This window comes from Burkholderia sp. (genome assembly GCF_018375725.1).
Lineage (GTDB): Bacteria > Pseudomonadota > Gammaproteobacteria > Burkholderiales > Burkholderiaceae > Burkholderia.
The window spans coordinates 1-18,419 of the sequence record NZ_JAHACR010000052.1 but is presented as its reverse complement, the minus strand read 5'-3'; the positions used below and the strand labels follow the sequence as shown (position 1 = coordinate 18,419).

Genomic DNA, 18,419 nt, shown 5'->3' with positions numbered 1-18,419 from the left:
CTGGCTGCTGGTCATCGCCGGCCTCGTCGGCGGCTCAGCCTGCGGCTATTTCAAGGGGCACCGCGACGCGGACCAGTCCGCCAAAGTCGCAGATCAGGCGAGGCAGATCGACGATCTGACGACCGAACGTGATGAATTCAGCCGCCGCCTGGCGGCACAACAGAGGATCGCAACCGATGCTGCGAAAGAACGTGATCAGGCACGCGCTGATGCTGCTGTTGCCGATGGTGCTGCTGACCGCCTGCGCAAGCAGGTCGCCGCGCTTGTTGCCGATGCCCGGCGTGCCGGCGCTTCCGCCGGAAGCCCGGCAACCGGCGACGCCCTCGATCTGCTTGCCGACGTGCTCGGCAGGACTGATGCGGCTGCGGGAGAGTTCGCGCGAATCGCTGACGAGCGCGGTATCGCCGGCCAGCAGTGCGAGCGCAGTTACGACGCGTTGATGGGCGATAGGCGATCCGGTCAGCCGCGATAACGCGGCGATTCGAAAGAAACAGGGCGACCGGAGGACGTGCGGTAACACGTCTTCCGGCCGCCTTTCCACTGTCTGAGCCAGTGAATCGGCCAAGGCCCTGCTACCTACCGGTAGGCGGGCCGAATTTTACATCAAGATTAAAAACGGCTTTCACAATGGCGAATCCCATCATTCCCTGGATCGGCGGCAAGCGCCGGTTGGCAGACCATCTGATCCCGCGATTCCCGGCGCACGAGTGCTACGTCGAGGTGTTTGCGGGCGGGGCCGCGCTGTACTTCCTGCGTCCGCCGGCCAAGGTGGAGGTGATCAACGATATCAACGGCGAGCTGGTGAACCTGTACCGGGTTGTGCAGCATCACCTCGAAGAGTTCGTGCGGCAGTTCAAATGGGCGCTGACGAGCCGGCAGGTGTTCGAATGGCTCAAGGAAACGGCCCCGGAAACCCTCACCGATATCCAGCGTGCGGCGCGGTTCTACTACCTGCAGAAAAGTTGCTTTGGCGGAAAGCTCGAAGGGCAGACGTTCGGGACGGCGACGACAACGCCGCCGGGATTGAACTTGCTGCGCATTGAGGAGGAGCTGTCGGCGGCGCATCTGCGGCTGGCGAACACGTTCGTCGAGCGTCTGGATTGGGCGGTGTGCATCGATCGGTATGATCGGCCGCATACGCTGTTCTATCTCGATCCGCCGTACTACGAGACGGAAGGGTATGGCGTGGCGTTTCCGTTTGCCGAATACGTGAAGTTGGCGGAGCGGCTGCGGTCGATCAAGGGAAGGGCGATCGTGAGTCTGAATGATCATCCGGAGGTTCGGCGAGTCTTTGCCGGGTTTCACATTGAAACTGTCCCGATCCGGTACACGGTCGCGGGAGGGGCCAGAGGGGTAGATCGCGACGAGCTGGTGGTCTTTAGCTGGGATGAGGCTGCGGCTCCCGCCGGCCTGTTCTGACCGGGCTGAGAGAGTTCCGGGAGGCCGCACGGGGAAGCCGGGCAACCTCCCGGGAGGTGTGGACAGGACATTCACTCAGTCTTTCCGTCTGGGTCAAATGAGTGATAATATTTCACGCAATCAACCCGAAAATTGGCGCTATGGATCCCCGAGAAGAAGAGCTCGCACTGCTTAAGCGGGTGCTCGAAATATACGATCAGAAGTACGTGGCGGAATACCTCAGTAATGTCGCTCCAGGGGCGTGGTGTCGCGAGACCATCAATCGATGGTTGAACGGTAAGGCCTCACCCCGGCTCGGTCATGCGGAGTATTGTGCGTTAGAGGAACTCCTGCCGAAACCGCCTGCGCACCATCCGAATTATGATTTTGATTTCATTGATCTGTTTGCTGGAATAGGTGGCATACGCCGCGGCTTTGAAGCTGTAGGAGGACGTTGTGTCTTTACCAGTGAGTGGAACGAACCTGCAGTGAGGACATACAAGGCGAACTATTATTCCGATCCGGAAGCTCACTCGTTTAACGATGACATTCGAAAGATCACATTAAGTGATCAGGATGGGATATCGGAAAAAGAGGCGTACGACCATATCGATGCGACGATTCCGAACCATGATGTGCTGCTCGCAGGATTTCCCTGTCAGCCATTTTCAATTGCAGGCGTGTCGAAGAAGAATGCGTTGGGGCGAGCACATGGTTTCGAGTGCAAAACACAGGGAACTCTGTTTTTCGATGTCGCGCGCATTCTGGCGGTAAAGCGTCCGGTGGCTTTTGTTCTGGAAAACGTTAAAAATCTCAAGAGTCACGATAAGGGGCGCACTTTCAAGATCATCATGGATGCACTCGAGGAGCTCGGATACTGGATTGCGGACGCGGATGCCGCAGGTGCCGGAGATCCGAAGATCATTGATGGAAGCCATTTTGTGCCACAGCATCGTGAGCGGATTGTTCTTGTTGGCTTTCGCAAGGACCTTAATGTCCATGACGGTTTTACGCTGGGCGATGTCAAAAAGCAATTTCCGAAACGTAAGCCAAAGCTCGGTGATATTCTCGAGAAATCTGTTGATGACAAATATATACTTACCCCCAAGTTGTGGGAATATTTGTTCAATTATTCGATAAAACACAAAGCGAAAGGAAATGGATTTGGATATGGGTTGGTTGGGGGCTCAGATATCACCCGGACTCTGTCGGCACGATATTACAAGGATGGGTCTGAAATCCTGATTGATCGTGGATTCTGTGCGGATAAAGATTTTCATGATCCGGCCAATCTGCGTAACAGGCCGCGACGGCTTACGCCGCGCGAATGTGCTCGCCTGATGGGTTATGATTCCGTTGGAAAATCGGAATTCAAGATTCCGGTATCTGACACGCAGGCATATAAACAATTCGGAAACTCCGTTGTGGTTCCCGTGTTTACTTCGGTTGCTAAGCTCATGAAACCAAAAATTCTTGAGGCAAAGCTTGCCGCGGATGATCAGCGGCGTCGCCGAAAGTTGTCGAGAGCTGCCTAGTAGTGACTGATGTTCATGCTGCCGCGGTTCGTTCGCGGAATATGCGTGCGATCCGGGCGAAAAATACTCGCCCGGAGATGCTGATCCGGCGGGCCCTTCACCGTAGGGGGCTCCGGTTCCGCCTTCATGTGCCGGGCCTGCCTGGCTCACCGGATTTGGTTTTTCCGAAATATCGTGCTGTGATTTTTGTCCACGGATGTTTTTGGCACCGGCATGCCTGTCACCTGTTCAAAATGCCGAACACGAGGACAGAGTTCTGGGCGGCTAAAATTGATGCCAACGCTCGCAGGGATATAATTGCCCAGGAAGCGTTGCGCGCACTCGGATGGCGCATAGCGATAGTCTGGGAGTGTGCGCTGAAGGGTCGAAGTAAGCTGCCGTTTGATGCGCTGGTCGACCGGCTGGTGGCGTGGCTTGACACTCCTGAGACTCACACAATTGAGCTGAAGGGGAACGGGGTTGAAAGAGTTTCAGTCACTTGATGCGCTGCTTGACTGCTTTGAAAAGTTGGGCTCGAGAAATATCTACTGCAAGTTCCTGGCGGAAAATGACAACAGTAAGCAGCAGATTTATCTGGGTAACAGCTTCGAGGTTCTGAAGCTGCTCGTGTTCGGGAAGGTGCGTGCCGAGGCCAGCGTGAAAATCCCGAATTTCAAAGCCGGCGTTCCGTTGTACTGGGTGGACGGAGAGGGGCAGGTGGCGTCTGCGCCGGGCGCCCAGCTGATTCTATATCCTCAATATCCTGAAGTTCGTCTCTCCGGTTTTCTAAGACGTGTGCTCTTCCGTCAAGTGTACGTCTCCGCGCGATTCCTAAGGACGAGCGTCGGTTTAATAATGGTCCGGACGGACGTGTTCTCTTCTTCGGAGTTTCCGACGATTCAGTCTTTACTTATCTGGCAGATGCAGGGACTGCCGTCGCACATGCCGCTCATGAGCATGTAGCCGAGGCTACTCAGCTTGAATCCGGAACACTCCGTGAGCTCAGGGTGCGGCAAGGCCCAAGCGCAAGAGAGCAGTTGCTTGCACGTTTGCGCGAGATCCATTACGCGGGCCCGCATCAATCAATGCGGCTTGATCGCAATGGTAACCGTATCGCATACACGGCGCGGAATGGCGGGGGCTACACGCTCGAAGCCCTGCTCGATATCGTGCCCAACGGACGTTCTGCGCCTGACTTCATGGGGTGGGAGCTGAAGGCGTACAGCGGATCAAGGATCACATTGATGACGCCGGAGCCGGATGCCGGCTACTATGGCGAGCATGGAGTGGAGGCATTTCTGAGAAAGTACGGACGCCTTTTGCCAGGTGACGTCATTTATTTTACCGGCTCGCATAAAGTAAATGTGGCATCGAAAACTTCGGGCCAGACTCTCATCACGACGGGATTTGACACGACGTCGGGCACCATCACTGATGTTGAGGGCGGCATTCGTCTTCTGGATAGTGACGGACATGTCTCGGCGGAATGGACATTCTCCGGGCTTGTCGAGCAATGGGGGCGAAAGCACGCTGCGGCTGCATATATTCCCTACGAGAAATCAGGAGATGTTCCGCCGGTATACGACTACAAAAGCCCCGTTTTGCTTGGGGAGGGGACTGAGTTTTCGCTGTTCTTGAAAGCGCTTTCCGACGGGAAGGTAATCTATGATCCGGCTCCCAAGCTTGAGCGAGCCAGTGAGCCTGCTTCGCGGACCAAAGCTAGAAGTCAGTTCAGAATGGCCACTAAAGAGCTTGGATGCTTGTATCGGAAATTTGATTCGATAGATCTTTAAATTGATGAGATCGGTATCTATCCGCAGACGCTGGTCGCTTTCGCGGAAATTTCTTGGGCAGACTGGAAGCTGTTCTGATTGTAAGGGTGAACCAGGTCTTTGCAGTGTGTGTCCGCTATGGATCGGCGTGATGGTCCGGTGTGGGGGGTGGCCAGCTGAGTTTGGCCAATTTTCGGACATTGGCTGATACGCCGCTGAGGCCATCGGAACGATTCAAGTACACCGAATAACGGTCATTCCCTGAGGGGGGCGAGCGGAGCATAATCACGCTCGGCTAGAAATATCCGTCAATAAACCTGATCAACCAATAGAGGATTTTAAGTGACGGTAATAGACAGGCAATGGGCGCTCAATCAGCTTCGTCACTCTCGGAATTCTGCAATTCTGAGCTTGGCAGCTATGCAAATGCTTAATAGCGACCTCATCTACGATCTCGATGACAAGGTGGTGGTTCTGAAGACAGATGGAATAACGTTCAATCCTGAACCATATGACAGGCAAGGAGCCCGGGTCGAGGTGAACCTTGGGCAACTGACACACGACTACCGGCATGATCACGATAGTCTGATTGCGATCATGGATGAGTTTTGGAAGGCCGCGCGTCGCACTCTTATCAAGGAAGGCTTCGAGGTTACTCGTAAATATGCCGCTGCGATGCGGGGGGGAGCGATCGAGACCCAGCCGTGGTATCAATTCGCGCGGGTCATCAGAAACTGTCTGTCGCACGATTTTCACTTTCGTTTTAGCAAATACGACCTTAGGCAACTCCCTGTATCGTGGGCCGGTAAGGAAATCAACGCATCGCTCAATGACAAGGATCTACCAAACAACTTTCTCGACCCCCATGCAACTTGGTCGCTGTTCTCGGAAATGGAAGCTTTCGTGACAAACAGTTGAGCGGGCCGCCCATCACACGTGGTGTTACCCAGCCACGACCGGCCGCGTTGGGTGGTGGTCGGCTAGTCTCGATCAGACGTCGTTGTGAACCGCCCCGGATTTTGTGGAGGCTCCAACTCTTGAGAGAATGGAGCCATGAACAAGAAGGTAACGAAGTTTTCCCCAGAAGTCCGGGAGCGCGCAGTGCGCCTGGTGCGCGAGCAGCGTAGCGAACATCCGTCGATGTGGGCGGCGGTCGAATCGATTGCGCCGATGATCGGCTGCACACCGCAGACACTGCACGAGTGGGTCAAGCGCGACCAGGTCGACCACGGTGAGCGCGTTGGCGTGACCACAGACGAGCGCGAACGCGTCAAGGCCCTGGAGCGCGAAGTTAAGGAGTTGCGTCGTGCCAACGAGATTCTCAAGGTCGCGAGCGCGTTTTTCGCCCAGGCGGAGCTCGACCGCCGTTTCAAGTCCTGAAGGCCTTCATCGATCAGCATCGCGACACCTTCGGGGTCGAGCCGATCTGCAAGGTCTTGCGGATTGCCCCGTCGGGCTACCGACGCCATGCCGCGCAGCTTCGTGATCCGTCGCGGCGCTCTGTTCGCGCAATCCGCGATGAACGTCTGCGGGCGGAGATCAAGCGTGTGTGGCAGGCCAACATGCAGGTCTACGGCGCGGAAAAATCTGGAAGCAGATGAACCGGGAGCATATCGCGGTGGCGCGCTGCACGGTCGAACGGTTGATGAAGCAACTGGGTTTGCGCGGCGTGATGCGAGGCAAGCGTGTTCGCACGACAGTTCCTGATGCCATAGCCCCGCGCCCGCTGGATCGGGTCAATCGGCAGTTCAAGGCGGCACGGCCGAACCAGCTCTGGGTTTCGGATTTCACCTACGTTTCGACGTGGCAGGGCTGGCTGTATGTGGCCTTCGTGATCGATGTGTTCGCTCGCCGTATCGTCGGCTGGCGAGTCAGCAGCTCGATGACCACGGACTTCGTTCTGGATGCACTTGAACAGGCGCTTTACGCGCGGCGCCCGGGCGACGACGGGACCTTGATACACCATTCGGACAGAGGGTCCCAATACGTCAGCATTCGCTACAGCGAAAGGTTGGCCGAAGCGGGCATCGAACCGTCGGTCGGCAGCCGAGGCGACAGCTATGACAACGCCTTGGCTGAAACGATCAACGGCTTGTACAAGGCTGAACTGATTCATCGCCGCACCTGGAAAACGCGGGAATCCGTTGAACTGGCAACGCTGGAGTGGGTGGCCTGGTTCAATCATCATCGGTTGATGGAACCCCTCGGCTATATCCCGCCCGCCGAAGCTGAGGCAAACTACTATCGGCAACTTGAAACAGCTGCCGCTGAATCCGCATCAACTTAAACCAACCGGCCTCCACGATTCCCGGGGCGGTTCATTGAGTGGTGAAGCGCCTGGCTGTGGCGTTGTTTGCCGAACGTATCCATTCTATTCTGAGAGGTGGCTTTTCACGAGAACAGGCATGTCTTTGCGAGCATGGATTACGTACACTGCTCTGGTGCGTGGGTATGGACTGCGCCAGGTGTTCATTGCGCCGCACTGACCGCAGCAAAACGGCGTGGTCGAACGGGTCGTCCGCACGATCAAGGAGCAATGCGTGCGTCGCCATCGCTTTGAAACGCTTCAGCACGCAAGTCGCGTGAGTGCTGATGGATTCAGTTCTACAGCCATCGACGGCCTCATCAGGCGCTGAAGATGAAAACCCCGGCCGAGACGTTTGCCTTAGCCACTTAACCTGTGCAGGTTTCGCCGGGTCAATACACAGTCGCAGTGCCGAGATTTTTGCTATTGTGAGGGGAGACTGTTAGCGCGTGCCTTGTTGGATTCTTCTGCCAGCCTTGCGGGTGCCAACCAGCGGAAATCCGGGAGGGGGGTTCCAGTGAATTGGCATTGCACTTGGGCGGGGACAACGTTGTGCCAGAACGGGTCCTCTATCGTGCCGCTAAGGATCACAGTACGGCCGTCTGCAGATGCTTGGGTGTCGGTAACTACAACCGGTGACGCGTGCCAGGCGCCCTTCATCATACGTGCGCATTCGGCGGAGTTCTTTTGAGCTACGGTCGTGCAAGCGCTGAGCGAAGCCACAAGCGCGGCCAACGTGACTGTTGCGAGTGCGCGTCTTTTCATCGGGTGCTCCTATTGTTGAAACTTATATAACGGAGCGGATGCTTAAATCTTGATGCTAATGACGCAAGGCGCGACGGTGATGGAGCGGCCGACTGTAGTTCGGGTGCGAACCGTGTCGGCATCGAACTTCTCCCGGCGGCTCATTTGGGTTGTATTGTTCGCCAGCCCATCAGAGCTCCTCCTGCCGAAGAACCTATGCTGCTTGCAGCAACGGGTCGGGGCCTTGCCAACCCCCATCGGTTGGACTTGGGTCGAGGTGAAAAACCGCCTTATCAATAAGTCTCCCGATGCGATCATCGAGCACTTCTTGGATCTGCGGAGGAAGTGGATCGCCTTGGACGTGGTCACGAACGGCGTCTAGGTATCCAGCGCAAACAAATACGTCAGCATGACCGTAGTAGAGTTCGCGTGAATCTTCGACGGTTGCGCCGGTGGCCCGTATCGTGATGGCATGCAGGGCAGCAAGGCCAACATATGCCTTACCTTCGCCTGACAGGTTTGCGGCTTTCGCTTTACAGGCGTTCGAATCCATGACTGCCCCGCGGAAAACTGAAACGCCAGTGCTGGGCGTTTTCGGTTTAAACGCGTTCTTCTTCAACTTCTTCTTTTTTGCGTCGTAGTGATAGGGTGTGCAGACACCACGTACAATGGTTTCCCCGTCTTCGATCGCTCGCTCGATTTCCTCGGACATTCAAACGCTCAGTATTCGGACGTGTTGTTAAGCGAATAGGCCTTTGCCGCAAGAAGATGAAGTAAGCCGAATATCGGCACGAACGACTGGAGGTCGCCCGTATGGTAGATCGTTTGCGTGCCAGGCTGCTTCAGATAAAAGCTGCACTTGCGCTTGCCCAGTTCAAGTGACGCACGCGCCTCGCCTCGCTCCCACTCAAAGGTGATCGTCCCTGCAGCGTTGGGCGTGAGTTCTGGCGATTCGATGTTTGAAGGCAAGCCGACAAGGAAACTCTCGGCGGCTGCACCAGCCTCTTTGCTGATCGGATAGCTGTCGTAGCCGTCCCAATTTTCTTCGAGCGCGAGGAATTCCTTCACTGTCTCCCGCTCCTCGTGCCGACCAGCTTCGTATGCGAGCACTGCGGCCGGCCGATCGAAGTGCGACAGGCGATATGCCGGGGCGAATGCCCATGTGTCGGCGGGCACGATGGCATCGTTTTCAAGACCAGCCTGATCAATCTGAGAATCTGCCGATGCTGGCCTTGTAGCGAACGGGAACAGGGGGGAAATCATACCGTCGGCTCCATTTTTTTATGTATCGGTTCGGTCATCCCTATGAAGATGCTGTTCAATATATCGTGAGCACGTGTGAAATTTTCAACCACCAGCGGCCGCTCTAGTGCGATTTCTTGATCAACTGTCACTGTCGAGTCGAGGATGAAGCCTGACCTGCCAGCAACGATGCCTTGCGCGAATACAAAGTTGGCTGTTCCACCGTCAACCGGCATCGCGACTTGCAAACTTGCGGCAATGTCGGCTTCTGGTCGCGCTTGCTCCGTCATAACTCTCGGCAACACGACATTTATGCCGAGAACGTCGTTCAAAAACTCAGAATGCGTTCTGCCTCCAGTGAGTTGCTCATCGAAGAGGTCGACATACCGCATCAATAGCTGCGTGAAACGCTGGGGAGGTTGTGGATACGTCGGAAGGGACGCAATAAGTGCGTCAAGGGTATCGCCAACAGTGCCGACGAAGTCTGCCCACTTAACGTAATCCGGTGGAGCACCGTTGATTGTGAACACGCCGGAGCCGAGTTGCAGCGTGATTCCAGGCGAGTCTGGATTTCTCCATCGCCAAACCGCCTTGTATGGGGGGACAACCACATTGGCCGGCACGGTGCGCTCTTGGACGGTGAACCCTAGCTCTCGAACCCGCTTCGCGAACTCCAAAAAAAACGGATCGTATGATCCTGATGCAGTGAACTGTATCGGCTGACCTGGCAGAATCGGGATCGGAACAGCTCCAATAGCGCCTGTCGGAGCCAGCGGTATCGTAGGCATTCCCCAGCGCACCTCAGCCATCAGTTCAATGAGGGGGGGCTTCGCAAATGTAATGGTCACGATATAGACAATCTTGTATTGTTGCAAAAAAACAACATTCACTGTATTGAATGAATGTTAGCACATGCAGCTTTGTCCAATTCGCCAAAATTCGGGCGCCTTGAACCTATTTGGCGAGTGGTCCATCGTGGACGTCGATCTTGCTCTAATGCTGAACGGGCCCATCCTGAATGGTGATACGGTGCCCGGTCGATTGATCGACTAAGCTGCGCATCAGTGGGAGAGGCCGTCTGTTCAGCGTTGGGTCACTCTAGGTCGTCCTCCACTGTGAAAGCCGGGACTTGCCGCGGGTGAGCGCTACGCTCATTTACAGTTTGATCGTGAAGCTGCTCTTGGTTGATGCGTACTGAGCGTCCGCTTCGGAGTAAAATGAACGATCACTCAGGGTCGGCTACGGTCGATTGCGTGGGGGCGGGTGCCTACCAGTTCGGCCTGTTCGAGTACCCAGGGTGGATCGTTGGCAATCGAGATGATGAGATGGTGGCCGAAGTGGCGCCAAACGAGTCTATCTAGACACTACCCGGTTTGCGCGGCAGCGGGTCGAGCCGGTCGAGCCATTCCCATCCGGCCCAGCGGTCGCCGGTATGACGCAGGTGCGTATAGCGCTTCAGCGACGTCCAGCTGCGATGCCCCGTGACCGCGGCGACGTGCGGGATGTTCCAGCCCATCTCGAACAGCCGGGACGTACCCTCGTGGCGCAGGTCGTGGAACACCAGATCGTCGATGGCGAGAAAAGCGCATGCGCGCGTGAAGCTCGCGCTGATCGACTTATGGTTGTACGGGAAGATCGGGCCGCGCGCCGGCTTGACGGCCTCGACGATACGGGCAGCTTCCGGAGGCAGATCGCACCATGTGTTATTGCCGATCTTCTGGCCAGGATGCTTCATGTCGCGAACCAGCACCCGGTCGCCTTCGTAGTCCTCGACGCGGATCGTCGTGATTTCCTCCTGGCGCCGGGTCGAGAACATCGCGAACACGATGATCTCGCGCATTGGAATCTCCGCGCGCTCCCGTGCCTCCATGTCAGTGTAGTAGGTGAGGATGCGGTCGAGCTCGTCGGGCGTCGGCCGGCGATCGCGGTGCTTCGATCGTCCGGTCAGCCCCATCTTTTTCGCCACGGTCAGTGCGTCGTCGAACTCCTTCTCGTCGAGCGGGTATCCCCACGCGGGCCGCGCGATACGCACGACAGAGCCGAGGTGCGACAAATAGTTGCCGACGGTTTGCGGCTGAACGTCGAGTGAACTTGCGAACGCCTTGAAGTCAGGGCTCTTGATCTCGGAGCACTTCATCTTTCCGAGCGGCGCTGCCTTGATGGTGTTGAGCACCTGGTTCTTCGTCTTGCCGATCGCGCGCTTCGATTCCTGCATGTATCGGTCGATCACGTCGGCAAGGATCGGGTCGTCCTGTTTTGCCGACTCCAGCGCGCCGGGCTGCGCCAGCTCCTTTTCGCGCTTCTCGTTCCATGCGCGCGCCGCGGCCTCCCGGTCGAACGTCTTTGCTTCTGTATAGACGACCCGGCCTTTCTCCTTCCGGCGGATCTGGACGGTATAGCCTATACTTCCATCCTTGCGCTTTCTGGGGGTAATCGTGCCCATGGTGTTCCCGGTGCTACGCGGAAAATATCGGAGCTACATCGTAGCACTGAGCCGCAAAAACCGGCAAAAACTACCGGAAACGGCGTCGAAACACACAGGCCGTAACGCGGCATAAGTATCTGATGCAGCAGAATTTTTCAACGAAATCAACGGGTAGGCGAGTTTCTGTAGCGCCTATGCTCGACTGGACTGACCGCCATTGCAGGTCGTTCCACCGTACGCTCTCGCGTCATACGTGGCTCTACACGGAAATGATCACGACCGGCGCGCTGCTGTTCGGCGACGCGTCGCGGCATCTTGCATTTACGCCGAGCGAATCGCCCATTGCATTGCAGCTTGGCGGCAGTGAGCCGGTCGATCTTGCGCGCGCCGCGAAGCTCGGCGAGCAGTGGGGCTACGACGAGATCAACCTGAATTGCGGCTGTCCGTCGGAGCGCGTGCAGCGTGGCGCGTTCGGTGCGTGCCTGATGAACGAGCCGCAACTCGTCGCCGACTGCGTGAAGGCGATGCGCGATGCGGTGTCGGTGCCGGTGACCGTCAAGCACCGGATCGGCGTCGATGCGATCGAGGATTACGCGTTCGTGCGCGACTTCGTCGGCCAGATTGCCGACGCGGGCTGCGAAGTGTTCGTCGTGCATGCGCGCAATGCAATCCTGAAGGGACTTTCGCCGAAGGAGAACCGTGAGATTCCGCCGCTCAAGTACGACTATGCATATCGGCTGAAGCGAGATTTCCCGTCGCTGGAGATCGTCATCAACGGTGGAGTCACGACGCTCGACGAGGTCGCCGCGCATCTGGAGCATGTGGACGGCGTGATGCTCGGCCGCGAGGCGTATCACAATCCGTATGTGCTTGCGGGTGTTGACGCGCGTTTCTATGGCGCGAGCGAAGCGGCGCCGACGCGGGAGGAAGCGGAGGCGCAGCTGATCGAATATTGCGCGGCGGAACTGAAGCGCGGGACATACCTCGGCGCGATCGTGCGGCATGCGCTCGGGCTGTATCGCGGTGTGGCCGGCGCGCGCGGCTGGCGTCGTGTGCTGTCCGACAGCAAGAAGCTCGCACGAGGCGATCTGGCCATCTTCGACGAAGCGCGCGCACACCTGAACAGCGTCGAAGAAATTTTTGAAAAAAAAGCTTTGCAAATTTAAAAAGCCTTCGTATAATCTCATCTCTTCGTTGCTGAGCAGCAAAAGAAAGCGACGAAGAGGCAGTAAGTCAGTGGTGGCTGTAGCTCAGTTGGTAGAGTCCAGGATTGTGATTCCTGTTGTCGTGGGTTCGAGTCCCATCAGCCACCCCACAGAATTCATAGCAGTATCAAGTAGTTAGAAACGGCACTGAGATTATATCCAGTGCCGTTTTTGTTTCGTAATTCCCATTTTGGGAATTACATGCCCCGTCGCTTCACGATTTTGTTTCGGTCGTAGACCCGCGCGGTCGTCGCGGGATTCGCGTGAAGGTCGGGTAAAGCGCCGCGTTCCAGCTTGTATTGCTTCGCGTAATATGCGCGCAAGTCATGGAACGTGAAACGCTGCGCGATCACTTCCTTCTCGATCGCCTCGTTCATCAATTTCCCCCCAGAACGCCTTGAAGCCGTCGCGCGTGTAGTGCGTGCCGAAGCGGTTCTGAACACGTAGAGCCGCTCCTTGTCGCTTCGCGGCGCGGCGCGTCGAGCCGATCGAGTAACTCGGCGACCGGTTGGGCAGTTCGCCACGCTTCTTGGAACGCTCGATTCGGATATGGTTGGTCTGGCGATCAATTTTCGGCCACTCAGATCGAGAGCTCCCACCTTGCGATTACCAGCGAGCTTCGCGTATTGCGCAGCGGCGCCGGTTTTGCCGATTTCACGCTAACGTGATCGATCAGTACGTGCGACAGGCGTGGCTTCGTCGCCAATGGTGAGGAGGCGTCAAGCTGAGCAAGCCAAGCTGCGACGACTGCTGATTACGTCAGCTTGTCCGCCGCCGCCGAGCCGTCGCTACGCGGCAGCACCTGTCGTGCCGCATTCATGTTTTTGCGGCGCCTTCCGTTGCAGATGCGCGCCAGCATCAGCGAAAGCTGGGGTGTCACGAGTCGACCCTCGGCGTGCCAATCGCCTACGCCAGTTCGTTCAACCGCCCTATGCGCGTTGCGATGCGGCAGCGCATCCACGGCAATTGCGCTGAGATCGCCGTCGCAGCGCTTGCTACGGACTTGGTGTGCGTATGATCGGGCCAGGATTCAACTGGCAGATGCCGGGCTCGACGCGGCGCTCCGAAAGCGATCAGACCATGCGTAGAACTTTGCTCGATAGGGAGCTTCTATGTATTTGTAGAGCACGTGAGCGAGGCAGAGTGATAGAGTTAAAAATATCACTATTAAAATAATTTGCGAACTGCGCGTATGGAAAAATGGCATCAGCCAAATGACTGGCCATAAAGATCCATGGCCAAGATAAAGGGAATAGGAAATTTTCCCGAGATATTGAAATGGCGGAAGATTGAAGGCGTCGCATATAGGTCCGGCATTCTCAATCATCGAGCCGATTAGCATGGAGAAAATCACTGGTGCGGCTAAGGCGGTTGTGGGGAAATCCTTCGTTAATACGATGTACCACGCCGATGTGAAAAAGATGGCAACCTGCACCCCCGTAATGCGTAATAGCCGAAGCAGTCTTGTATTGCGAAATTCTGCAATCAGTGCTCCGGAGAAAAATCCGGCGATGCAACGTGCCCAGCCGAAATCGTAGGTTGTATCGAAGCATTTTGAATGAGTCGGGCATCCGTGCAGCCTGATTGTTGCCCAAAGCGCGATCATGTAACCGATGGTGGCTAGTGCTGCATATGCGATGATTCTGATTTTTCCCTTGGTGCACATGCATACCACCCCGAACAGAATATATACGTAAAACTCGTCGCTTACGCTCCAGTTCACTCCGGTGTCGATTGTTCGATTGAATAGATGCAGTCCTTGAGTCATTGTGAGTGTCGCCGCAACTTCTAATAATGTCGGAAGTTCCCAGGCGAGATGCGATGAGCTCCAAGCCAGAAAAAAACCGATTTCCAGGTTGCTCACTACGTAATACAGGATCATCGTTAAAACAAGATTCGGCCATAGTCGACCGAATCGGCGCACGATGAATACGCGAAAATTGGAGCGGCCGCTTAATGAACGTCCGTACGCGCTGCAAATCACGAACCCACTGAGAACGAAAAACAGGTCGACTGCAAGGTAGCCTCCACGCAGGACTGGGAGCCATGGGACATCCAAGGTAGCATGAAATATAATAACGAGCATGGCCGCCGCACCTCGCAACCCCTCCAGGGCCGTAACGGTCTTCTTCATGTCCCCCCCGTAGGGTGATTCGTATTTTCGCGCCACGCCTTTCGTTCGTTATAGGAGAAATACCACCCAAACGAAAGAGCCGACACTCCCGAGGCGTCCACCGCGTCGTTTCAAGCATCGCCATGTTGCTGTCTGCTTTCACGATGCGCTTGCAAACTGTGTAGTGATGTAGTTCAGTTCAGTTCAGTGAGTTTTTGCTGCCTGTTCAAATGGTTGCAAAGAGACGTGCTCTCGCGTTGCGGGGCGATGGTGTCTTGTCTGTGCGGTTGGAGGATCGATGACGCAGAGTGTATGATCTGCCTCATATGGAGGTTCCTCGAATCTCGTAAAATTGCGATTTTATAAATAAAAAATTCATCCGAATCGGGTGGGTGAGAATATTTTTTCGACATATCAGACTCATTGAGGGGGCAAGATGAGTGAGATTGATCTGCCTGAGGAGCATGGAAAATCTGAATGTCGTGCGGCGATTCCTTTGGTTCGGTTGATTCGCGATCGCTATAATGTCGCCGCGTGGTTGATCGTGATGGTGATAATTTTTATTGATTGTATCTGGATGCACTGCGCCGGATTTACGATGGCCATCGCGTCAGCTGCGCGTAGTGCCATGGCGTTGCTGGTGCTGGCAGGTTTAACGTTGGTGCTTCATGGTATAGCGCGCCATAACCGTTATTCCGAGGCTGTCGCGCGCCTTCGAATAATGAAGGTTTGTGTGATTGCCCATGCAATTGTCATAGTCGGATTTTTTACATATGCGATACTCATACTTCAATATATGTGTGTGGCGCTTGATCGGCCGCTGATCGACAACGACTTGATTGCACTTGATGCGGCGCTGGGATTCAGCTGGCGCGATCTGTTTATGTGGCAAATGCGGCGTGCTGATTGGAGTGCGGTTTTATCAGTGATTTACTTGAGTTACGTTCCTCAGGTTGCAATCACTGCTGTTGTACTGGGGGGTACGGGGCGTACCGATGATCTCGCTGATTTTATGTTGCTGTTCATGCTGATCGCGATATTCACTATCCTGGTGTCCGGGTTGATTCCAGCCTCCAATCCGCTGATCCATTTTGGATTTATTGGCCCGCACGACGCATCGCCATGGTCGAAGTTTTATCCATTGCGAGAAGGTTCGATGACCGTCATCAGCCTGGATAACGGACAAGGATTGATCTCCATTCCATCGCTCCACGCGGCGCACGCGGTTCTGTTCGCTTATGCCGTGCGACATGTGCGATGGTTTTTTTTCATTTCTATCGTATGGAACCTCGCGATGATCTATTCCGCGATTCCGTTCGGGGCGCATTACCTGGTCGACATCATTGCTGGTGTGGCTGTTTCTGTCCTGGCGATTGCGGCTGCACGCTATCTGGCACGTCGATCCGACCTCGTCGCGAAGTAACGACGTGCGTCAGCAATCGAGCATCGCGACATGCGGCGTGACACCGGTCATCGCCCATCAAATAGAAGCGCGCCGCCGGTGCACCGCGAAGCAATTCGACACGCGAGTGAGCTGGCTCGGTCGAATCACTTCGCCCGCGGATTCAGATCGCGGCGTGCCTTCCGGCATTACCCATGCTGCGGCGGAAGATCGAGTACGAGGTTCACATGCATCGTGCCTTGCCTGAGCGAGAACACGCGCCCGATGACCAGAAACGACTGCGGTTCGGACGAGGACGCCAGTTCGACAAAGTCTCCGGCCTGCGGGAGCGGGACGCCGTCCTGATACAGGAAACTCTCGGCCGGATCGTCCGGAAATGCTTCCTTGGCCTGGTCGGTAAGCGTGATATTGATGGTGACGGTCATGCTGACTCCGTTATGTGGTGGTCGAAGAAATCGAAGCGATTAGCGGCATCAATTCTCGCATAGCGTGGCTTGCATCCCGTTGCTTGGCCGCGCCGCATTCCACGCCGTATCAACGGGTGCGCGCGAGTCTCCTTCAGACGCCGCAGGCCGCTTCCGCAATCTTCCGCGCAGACTGCTGGAACCGGTGCCGTCCAGTGTCTAAAGTCGTCCACGCTCATGCCGTAAACAGGACGAAAGTCACCTGTTAATGTCAAGGAATCATGGTCAGATTTCTGTATGCCGGGTATCTCGCATTCGCGCTCTACATCATCTATCCGATGGTCCAGGATTATCTGTCGACCGAGGCCGCTTGCCTGCGCATCGTGTCGCAGACCGGAGTCGCGGCGATCTTCAAGGAGCCGGAAGATCGTGCCGGGACGCGTGACCACAAAACCGACTGCGCAGCGGAAGCACGTATCGGCGCAATCGCGGGACGGGCGAGCGACGCGCACTGAATGCGTTCGCACAGTCGGCATGCACGCGGGCTTGGCGACGCAATGGATCACGGCGGATGCCGAACGTGCATCGCGTGCGTGTCCGTCCGTCGAAACCGCCGACGCTGCGGCTGGCGATGCCGGTCGAACCGCCCGGGGCGGCGCCTGCCCCCGGATGTTGAAGGCTGTCTGTAAGTATGGGCGGCGCCTGACTGAAGCAAACACTTCGATGTGTTAACGTCCGTGCTTTCCACCGACGCGACAGGAACAGCATGGAATACCGCACACTCGGCGATTCGGGCATCGATGTCAGTCTGATCGGCCTCGGCACGATGACGTGGGGGGAACAGAATACGGAGCGCGACGCGCACGCACAGCTCGACTATGCGATTGCGCAGGGCGTCACGCTGATCGACGCCGCAGAGATGTATCCGGTTCCGCCGAAACCCGAAACACAGGGGCGCACCGAGCAATACATCGGAACCTGGCTCGCGCAGCACCGCGCGCAGCGCGACCGGATCGTGCTCGCGACGAAGATTGCCGGTCCGGCCCGTCAGCCGCACAACCCGCGTCATATCCGGGGCGAGGGTAACCAGTTCGATCGGAAGAACCTGACCGAAGCGCTCGATGGCAGCCTCAGGCGTCTGCAGACCGACTATGTCGACCTGTATCAGTTGCACTGGCCGGACCGCAGCACGACGACGTTCGGACGCCCGGCTTATCCGTGGGTCGACGACGCGTACACGGTGCCGATCGAGGAGACGCTCGGTGTGCTCGCGGATTTCGTGAAGGCGGGCAAGGTGCGAGCGATCGGCGTGTCGAACGAGACGCCGTGGGGCGTCGCGCAATTCCTGCGCGCAGCCGAGCGGCTCGGGCTGCCGCGTATCGTCAGCATCCAGAATCCATACAGCCTGTTGAACCGTACGTTCGAGAATGGGCTGTCGGAGTTCTCGCATCGGGACGGCATCGGCCTGCTCGCCTATTCGCCGCTTGCATTCGGCTGGCTGTCGGGCAAATACGAGAACGGCGCGCGGCCGGCCGGCGCGCGCATCACGTTGTTCGAGCGCTTCCAGCGCTATAGCAAGCCACAAGCGGTGGAGGCGACATCGCGCTACGTCGCGCTGGCGAGACGGCACGGTCTGTCGCCGGCGCAGCTCGCGCTGGCGTTCGTCAACAGCCAGCCGTTCGTGCGCAGCAACCTGATCGGCGCGACGTCGCTCGAACAGTTGAAGGAAAACATCGACAGCGTCGGCGTGACCCTTTCCGCCGATGTGCTGGCTGAAATCGACGCATTGCACGCGTTGCAGCCGAATCCCGCACCGTGAGCGATCACGGCCCGCATGGCGTGCCGCCGATGCGGGCCGTGGGCGTCGGCGCACACACGCCCATGCGTGTGACGAC

The 18,419-nt window shown here is 56.7% G+C and carries 19 protein-coding genes, 1 tRNA gene, 2 pseudogenes and 1 other annotated feature; of the genes and pseudogenes, 15 read left to right on the top strand and 7 right to left on the bottom strand.

Going from position 1 to position 18,419, the window contains the following annotated elements; all coding sequences use genetic code 11:
* From KH616_RS09355 to KH616_RS25420, 9 genes and pseudogenes are all read left to right on the top strand, one after another.
* The coding region (locus KH616_RS09355; protein WP_366834329.1) for a DUF2514 family protein at positions 1-472 on the top strand (472 nt) is incomplete at its 5' end.
* A gap of 155 nt (positions 473-627) precedes the next feature.
* Positions 628-1,419 (top strand): DNA adenine methylase, encoded by a 792-nt coding sequence (locus KH616_RS09350; RefSeq protein WP_292242150.1) that lies wholly within the window; start codon positions 628-630, stop codon positions 1,417-1,419.
* Between the two features lie 140 nt (positions 1,420-1,559).
* Positions 1,560-2,933 (top strand): DNA (cytosine-5-)-methyltransferase, encoded by a 1,374-nt coding sequence (gene dcm, locus KH616_RS09345; protein WP_292242148.1) that lies wholly within the window; start codon positions 1,560-1,562, stop codon positions 2,931-2,933.
* Between the two features lie 2 nt (positions 2,934-2,935).
* Complete coding sequence (locus tag KH616_RS09340) at positions 2,936-3,415, top strand: very short patch repair endonuclease (RefSeq protein WP_292242146.1); 480 nt, start codon at positions 2,936-2,938, stop codon at positions 3,413-3,415.
* A complete protein-coding gene (locus KH616_RS09335) occupies positions 3,393-3,875 on the top strand; it encodes a hypothetical protein (RefSeq protein ID WP_292242143.1) in 483 nt (160 codons plus the stop codon). The genes KH616_RS09340 and KH616_RS09335 overlap by 23 nt, the downstream gene beginning before the upstream one ends.
* Positions 3,876-3,949: 74 nt before the next feature.
* The gene (locus KH616_RS09330) at positions 3,950-4,705 is read left to right on the top strand and encodes an MvaI/BcnI family restriction endonuclease (protein ID WP_292242142.1); all 756 of its coding nucleotides are present in this window, start codon (positions 3,950-3,952) and stop codon (positions 4,703-4,705) included.
* Positions 4,706-5,026: 321 nt separating this feature from the next.
* Positions 5,027-5,602, top strand: a complete 576-nt coding sequence (locus tag KH616_RS09325; protein ID WP_292242140.1) for a hypothetical protein — start codon at positions 5,027-5,029, stop codon at positions 5,600-5,602.
* A gap of 135 nt (positions 5,603-5,737) precedes the next feature.
* Positions 5,738-6,971: pseudogene (locus KH616_RS09320) on the top strand (IS3 family transposase).
* Positions 6,019-6,135: a sequence feature (AL1L pseudoknot), on the top strand. It overlaps the preceding pseudogene by 117 nt.
* Positions 6,972-7,185: 214 nt before the next feature.
* A complete protein-coding gene (locus tag KH616_RS25420) occupies positions 7,186-7,320 on the top strand; it encodes a hypothetical protein (RefSeq protein ID WP_366834326.1) in 135 nt (44 codons plus the stop codon).
* Between the two features lie 627 nt (positions 7,321-7,947).
* Here the strand turns inward: KH616_RS25420 and KH616_RS09315 are convergent.
* From KH616_RS09315 to KH616_RS09305, 3 genes are read right to left on the bottom strand one after another with little or no spacing between them, the layout of a single operon-like run.
* Positions 7,948-8,445, bottom strand: a complete 498-nt coding sequence (locus tag KH616_RS09315) for a hypothetical protein (RefSeq protein ID WP_292242137.1) — start codon at positions 8,443-8,445, stop codon at positions 7,948-7,950.
* A gap of 8 nt (positions 8,446-8,453) precedes the next feature.
* Positions 8,454-8,996 (bottom strand): hypothetical protein, encoded by a 543-nt coding sequence (locus tag KH616_RS09310; protein ID WP_292242134.1) that lies wholly within the window; start codon positions 8,994-8,996, stop codon positions 8,454-8,456.
* Positions 8,993-9,850, bottom strand: coding sequence for a TIGR04255 family protein (locus tag KH616_RS09305; RefSeq protein ID WP_292242132.1), 858 nt, complete (start codon positions 9,848-9,850; stop codon positions 8,993-8,995). The genes KH616_RS09310 and KH616_RS09305 overlap by 4 nt, the downstream gene beginning before the upstream one ends.
* Positions 9,851-9,917: 67 nt before the next feature.
* Here KH616_RS09305 and KH616_RS09300 point away from each other — a divergent pair.
* Positions 9,918-10,094: pseudogene (locus KH616_RS09300) on the top strand (glutathione S-transferase); the annotation flags it as partial.
* Between the two features lie 238 nt (positions 10,095-10,332).
* Here KH616_RS09300 and KH616_RS09295 read toward each other — a convergent pair.
* Complete coding sequence (locus KH616_RS09295) at positions 10,333-11,418, bottom strand: site-specific integrase (protein WP_292242130.1); 1,086 nt, start codon at positions 11,416-11,418, stop codon at positions 10,333-10,335.
* Positions 11,419-11,540: 122 nt separating this feature from the next.
* Here KH616_RS09295 and dusA point away from each other — a divergent pair, with 122 nt between their 5' ends.
* On the top strand, positions 11,541-12,566 hold the full coding sequence (gene dusA / locus KH616_RS09290) for a tRNA dihydrouridine(20/20a) synthase DusA (protein ID WP_292242128.1): 1,026 nt from the start codon (positions 11,541-11,543) through the stop codon (positions 12,564-12,566).
* Between the two features lie 73 nt (positions 12,567-12,639).
* Positions 12,640-12,715 (top strand) — tRNA-His (locus KH616_RS09285).
* An 87-nt stretch (positions 12,716-12,802) separates the two neighbouring features.
* Here KH616_RS09285 and KH616_RS09280 read toward each other — a convergent pair.
* Positions 12,803-12,982 (bottom strand): hypothetical protein, encoded by a 180-nt coding sequence (locus KH616_RS09280; protein WP_292242127.1) that lies wholly within the window; start codon positions 12,980-12,982, stop codon positions 12,803-12,805.
* Positions 12,983-13,635: 653 nt separating this feature from the next.
* A complete protein-coding gene (locus tag KH616_RS09275) occupies positions 13,636-14,739 on the bottom strand; it encodes an acyltransferase (protein ID WP_292242125.1) in 1,104 nt (367 codons plus the stop codon).
* Positions 14,740-15,154: 415 nt separating this feature from the next.
* On the opposite strand from KH616_RS09275, the gene KH616_RS09270 reads away from it, so the two are divergent.
* The gene (locus KH616_RS09270; RefSeq protein WP_292242124.1) at positions 15,155-16,141 is read left to right on the top strand and encodes a phosphatase PAP2 family protein; all 987 of its coding nucleotides are present in this window, start codon (positions 15,155-15,157) and stop codon (positions 16,139-16,141) included.
* Positions 16,142-16,308: 167 nt separating this feature from the next.
* Here KH616_RS09270 and KH616_RS09265 read toward each other — a convergent pair whose 3' ends face one another.
* Positions 16,309-16,545, bottom strand: coding sequence for a hypothetical protein (locus tag KH616_RS09265; RefSeq protein WP_292242121.1), 237 nt, complete (start codon positions 16,543-16,545; stop codon positions 16,309-16,311).
* A gap of 260 nt (positions 16,546-16,805) precedes the next feature.
* Here KH616_RS09265 and KH616_RS09260 point away from each other — a divergent pair, with 260 nt between their 5' ends.
* The gene (locus KH616_RS09260) at positions 16,806-17,039 is read left to right on the top strand and encodes a hypothetical protein (protein WP_292242120.1); all 234 of its coding nucleotides are present in this window, start codon (positions 16,806-16,808) and stop codon (positions 17,037-17,039) included.
* A gap of 251 nt (positions 17,040-17,290) precedes the next feature.
* Positions 17,291-18,343: an NADP(H)-dependent aldo-keto reductase gene (locus KH616_RS09255; protein WP_292242117.1), complete on the top strand. Its 1,053-nt coding sequence runs from the start codon at positions 17,291-17,293 to the stop codon at positions 18,341-18,343.
* Positions 18,344-18,419: the final 76 nt, after the last annotated feature.

Bases quoted from the DNA above. Each gene is read 5' to 3' on its own strand.
- KH616_RS09255 (WP_292242117.1), top strand. From the start codon at position 17,291: ATGGAATACCGCACACTCGGCGATTCGGGCATCGATGTCAGTCTGATC.
- KH616_RS09295 (WP_292242130.1), bottom strand. From the start codon at position 11,418: ATGGGCACGATTACCCCCAGAAAGCGCAAGGATGGAAGTATAGGCTAT.
- KH616_RS09260 (WP_292242120.1), top strand. From the start codon at position 16,806: ATGGTCAGATTTCTGTATGCCGGGTATCTCGCATTCGCGCTCTACATC.
- KH616_RS09270 (WP_292242124.1), top strand. From the start codon at position 15,155: ATGAGTGAGATTGATCTGCCTGAGGAGCATGGAAAATCTGAATGTCGT.
- dusA (WP_292242128.1), top strand. From the start codon at position 11,541: ATGCAGCAGAATTTTTCAACGAAATCAACGGGTAGGCGAGTTTCTGTA.
- KH616_RS09350 (WP_292242150.1), top strand. From the start codon at position 628: ATGGCGAATCCCATCATTCCCTGGATCGGCGGCAAGCGCCGGTTGGCA.
- KH616_RS09280 (WP_292242127.1), bottom strand. From the start codon at position 12,982: ATGAACGAGGCGATCGAGAAGGAAGTGATCGCGCAGCGTTTCACGTTC.
- dcm (WP_292242148.1), top strand. From the start codon at position 1,560: ATGGATCCCCGAGAAGAAGAGCTCGCACTGCTTAAGCGGGTGCTCGAA.
- KH616_RS09315 (WP_292242137.1), bottom strand. From the start codon at position 8,445: ATGTCCGAGGAAATCGAGCGAGCGATCGAAGACGGGGAAACCATTGTA.
- KH616_RS09275 (WP_292242125.1), bottom strand. From the start codon at position 14,739: ATGAAGAAGACCGTTACGGCCCTGGAGGGGTTGCGAGGTGCGGCGGCC.
- KH616_RS09265 (WP_292242121.1), bottom strand. From the start codon at position 16,545: ATGACCGTCACCATCAATATCACGCTTACCGACCAGGCCAAGGAAGCA.
- KH616_RS09310 (WP_292242134.1), bottom strand. From the start codon at position 8,996: ATGATTTCCCCCCTGTTCCCGTTCGCTACAAGGCCAGCATCGGCAGAT.